This is a genomic window from Mycobacterium sp. TH-M116 (assembly GCF_057473685.1).
The window spans coordinates 1-3,698 of record NZ_JBYCLC010000068.1 but is presented as its reverse complement, the minus strand read 5'-3'; the positions used below and the strand labels follow the sequence as shown (position 1 = coordinate 3,698).

Genomic DNA, 3,698 nt, shown 5'->3' with positions numbered 1-3,698 from the left:
CGTGCTGGAGCTCACCGACTACGCGCCGCTGCCGCTGCGGGAACCGGTCCGGTCGCTGGTCTGGGTGCGTGGCCGGGTGCGCACTGTACCGCCGTGCGCCGTCACCGGCCTGCTCGACGAGATCGCCTCGGTGGTGGTCGCCGACGCCACCGGCGCCGAGGCCGTCGGTGTGGCCGACCTGCTCGCCGCCCCGGCCCGACCCGTTCTGCGGTATCGAATCGACGTTGCTGTGGCATCTGGACACCGCGCGCTGATGGGTTGCCCGTTCGCCAACGGGCTGCGCGCCCGCCGCTAAATTGGCGTAGGTGAACGGCGACCGATCACCGGAACGTCCCCGGACATCGCCGGACACCCGCCCGGAGCCGTCCCCGGTCATCCGCCGTCATCCGGCACCCTCGCGCGCTGCCGCGCGCCGCGGTGCTCCCCGGGCGCCGGCTCCACCGGTTCCCGCGCCCCGGCCTGAAACGCCGCACCGGGCTCCGCGCGGGCGCGCCGGGTGCCGCTGGATGCGGGCGATCGCCCTCAGCCTGCCGGCGGCCGTGCTGATCGCCGGCGCCGGCGTCGTCGGCGGAGCAGCGTGGCTGGACACTGCCTTGCATCGCACGCCGGCCCTGAACGCCTATCCCGACCGCCCCGGCCCCGGCCGCGGCACCAACTGGCTTCTCGTCGGTTCGGACAGCCGCCAGGGACTCACCACGGCGCAGCAGCGGGAGTTGTCCACCGGCGGTGACATCGGCACCGGTCGCACCGACACCATCCTGCTGGTACACCTTCCCGCGTTGTCGAAACCCGCTGCGGCCACGATGGTGTCGCTTCCCCGCGACTCCTACGTGCCGATCCCGGGCCACGGCAGGGACAAGATCAACGCCGCGTTCTCGATCGGCGGAGCAGCCCTGCTGACCCGGACGGTGGAGCAGGCCACCGGGTTGCGCCTGGACCACTACGCCGAGATCGGCTTCGGGGGATTCGCCGCCCTGGTCGACGCGCTCGGCGGGGTTCGAGTGTGCCCGCAAGCCCCGGTCGACGACCCGCTGGCCGGCATCGCCCTGCCGGCCGGCTGCCAGACCCTCGACGGCCGCGGGGCGCTCGGCTACGTCAGGACCCGAGGCACACCACGGGCGGACCTGGACCGGATGGTCAACCAGCGGGAGTTCATGTCGTCGTTGCTGCGCCGCGCCGCCGATCCGGGTGTCTGGGTGAACCCGTGGCGGTGGTACTCGGTGCCGCACGCGCTCGCCGGCGCCCTGACTGTCGGCCGCGACGACCACGTGTGGGATCTGGCCCGGCTCGGCTGGACGCTGCACGGACACCCCACCACGATCACCGTCCCGATCGGCCGGTTCGCCAGCGCCGAAGCCGGTTCGGTCGTGGTCTGGGACCACGATGCGGCCTCCCAGCTGTTCGACGCGCTGGCCTCCGACGCGCCGGTACCCGCCGCCCTCGACGGACAGCCCTGAGGGCGCCGACCGAGGCTAGCCGGGCCGGCCGCCTGTCGCCGGCGGCCGGCCCCCGTCCAGACCGTCCGTGCGGCCGTTCTGCAGCCACGCCTTGGTGCGGCCCGGATGGTTCGTCGCGAGCCAGGCCACCCCGATGTCCCGGCAGAAGTCGATGTCCGGGTACTCGTCGACGCTCCAGCAGTACACCGCCCTGCCCTGCGCAGCGGCGCGGTCAACCAGTTTCGGATAGTCCTTCAAGGTCGCCAGCGACGGCCCGACGGCGGTGGCTCCGACAGCCGTGACCGCGCTGCTGGTCAGGTAGCGAGCCGTATTGCCGAGCAGCACCGTCGGCAACAGCGGCGCCGCGCGGCGGATTCGCCACACCGCCGCCGCCGAAAACGACATCACCACGGCGCGCGAGCGGTCGGCGGATGCCGGGGCGGCGATACCGAAGCGGTGCAGCAGCGCCAGAAGCTTGCTTTCCACCAGCGAGCCGTACCGCACCGGATGCTTGGTCTCGATGAAGAGCTTGACCGGCCGGTGCCAGTCCAGGACGACCGACACGAGCGAATCCAACGTCAGCAGGCCGGTGTCGCCGTGCGCGCCGTCCGCGCGCCAGCTGTCGTGCCACGCGCCGTACTCGTACTCGCGCAACTCGGCCAGCGTCATTGTGCTCACCAAACCGGCGCCCGTGGAGGTGCGGTCCAGCCGGCGGTCGTGCACACACACCAGGTGGCCGTCGCGGGTGAGCCGCACATCGCATTCCACGCCGTCGGCGCCCTCCTTGAGTGCGAGGTCGTAGGCGGCCAGCGTGTGCTCGGGCCGACCGGCCGAGGCGCCCCGGTGGGCGACCACAAAGGGATGCCCGGCGAGCACCTCATCCGCCCACGTCATCCCACTATGCTGCCGGTTCCCGCCCCTGCAACTCAACAGGGCCGGCGGACTCGCGTGCCGGGGGCAGGTCCGGCTGGTCCGCGCCGACCGCCACCCAGCGATGCGCGGGGCGTTGCACCGGCTTGCGTTCGAAACCCTCGAAGACCCGGGCGAGCGCGGCCACGGTCACGGCCGCGAGAAGGTACGTCAACACCATCATGACCGTGTTGTTGGCGATGCCCTGGGCGTCGGTGGCGAAGCTGGTGGCGATCGCGAAGATCCACACCGCGTAGCTGAACACCCACGCGATCCACCATTGCAGGATCGGCCTGCGCAGCCGGGCGTAGTGGCCTTCGACGACGGCCAACTCGATGACGTACACCGGAGCCCACACCACGTTGCCCAGCGGCACCACGCAGCCGGCCCAAAGGCTCCGGACCGAGCGCGGCTCCGGCAGTCCGTGGTGCGCAAACACCGCCGCGCGCCGCGCGATCAGCCACCGGATCGCGGTCACTGCGCACGCGATCACCGTCGCGAACGCCGTAACGCTGGCCAGGATCCCGAGCCACTGCGCGGCCAGTGCCACCACCGAGTTGAGCAGCGTGTTGCGGTTGATCACCAACAGCACGTAGCGCACGACGTAGACCAGGGCCGCGACGCCGAGCATCAGCACGCTCACGAACAGCGTGGTGCGCACCAACGCTGCCGTTGGTCCCGTCTTCGCCGGCGTCGGGGCCGGCGCGAAAGCCTGGTCGATCCGATCCGCCAGGCCCCAGCGCGGCATGACGGAGTAGCGCGGGGTCGGGCCACGGGAGCGCCGTCGGTAACGCGGGGGCGGGGCGGCACCCGGGCGCACCGCGATCCACCGGAAGCCCGGCGGCAGCTGCGGCCGCACGCGCTGCCAGCCGGGGGCGCCAGGCCCCCGGGACGGCGAAGGACCCCCGCCGGTGCCCCAGCGGGGGTCCGGCGGTGGTGCCGGCGAACCCGGCACCGGCCCCGACTCGGGCCCCAGCAGTGGGCCGCGACAGCGAGGACACCATTCGCGTCGTTGGTCGCGTACGTTCCACCGAGTGCCGCACTGGGAACACACCTGGATCACCGGACCAGCCTAAGGCGTGCCGATCGGGCCGGTCGGACGTCGCCCACACGGCTTCGTCGCAGGGGCGCCGACAACGATTCGCTATCCACAGTTTCCACAGCTTTATCCACAGTCCGCTCTCGCGTGCACGGCCCATAGCTACTGGCTGTTGCCCTTGGAGTGGGCCGCGGCTGTGGATGACCGCCGGTCCACCTCGTCATGGCGTCGACGGGCCGAGCCCGCAGCGGTCCGCGGCGTCATGGCCACCCGAAGATTCCGGCCCCGTCGTCCGGAGCATTTCTCAGAACGCC

General features: G+C 72.1%; 3 protein-coding genes and 1 pseudogene. 2 read left to right on the top strand and 2 right to left on the bottom strand.

What is annotated here, in order from left to right:
* Both AC2VOK_RS03530 and AC2VOK_RS03525 read left to right on the top strand, forming a co-directional pair.
* A pseudogene (locus tag AC2VOK_RS03530) lies at positions 1 to 248 on the top strand (DUF2470 domain-containing protein); the annotation flags it as partial.
* A gap of 57 nt (positions 249 to 305) precedes the next feature.
* Positions 306 to 1,457 carry an LCP family protein gene (locus AC2VOK_RS03525; RefSeq protein ID WP_428899252.1) on the top strand — a complete coding sequence of 384 codons (1,152 nt, stop codon included), beginning with the start codon at positions 306 to 308 and terminating at the stop codon, positions 1,455 to 1,457.
* 15 nt (positions 1,458 to 1,472) lie between these two features.
* On the opposite strand, the gene AC2VOK_RS03520 is transcribed toward AC2VOK_RS03525, so the two are convergent.
* Both AC2VOK_RS03520 and AC2VOK_RS03515 read right to left on the bottom strand, forming a co-directional pair.
* Positions 1,473 to 2,330 (bottom strand): glycerophosphodiester phosphodiesterase, encoded by an 858-nt coding sequence (locus AC2VOK_RS03520; protein WP_428899251.1) that lies wholly within the window; start codon positions 2,328 to 2,330, stop codon positions 1,473 to 1,475.
* 4 nt (positions 2,331 to 2,334) lie between these two features.
* The gene (locus AC2VOK_RS03515) at positions 2,335 to 3,408 is read right to left on the bottom strand and encodes a DUF4328 domain-containing protein (protein ID WP_428899250.1); all 1,074 of its coding nucleotides are present in this window, start codon (positions 3,406 to 3,408) and stop codon (positions 2,335 to 2,337) included.
* Positions 3,409 to 3,698: the final 290 nt, after the last annotated feature.

Excerpts from the sequence above, each read along its gene's own strand:
- AC2VOK_RS03520 (WP_428899251.1), bottom strand. The coding sequence starts at position 2,330 with ATGACGTGGGCGGATGAGGTGCTCGCCGGGCATCCCTTTGTGGTCGCC.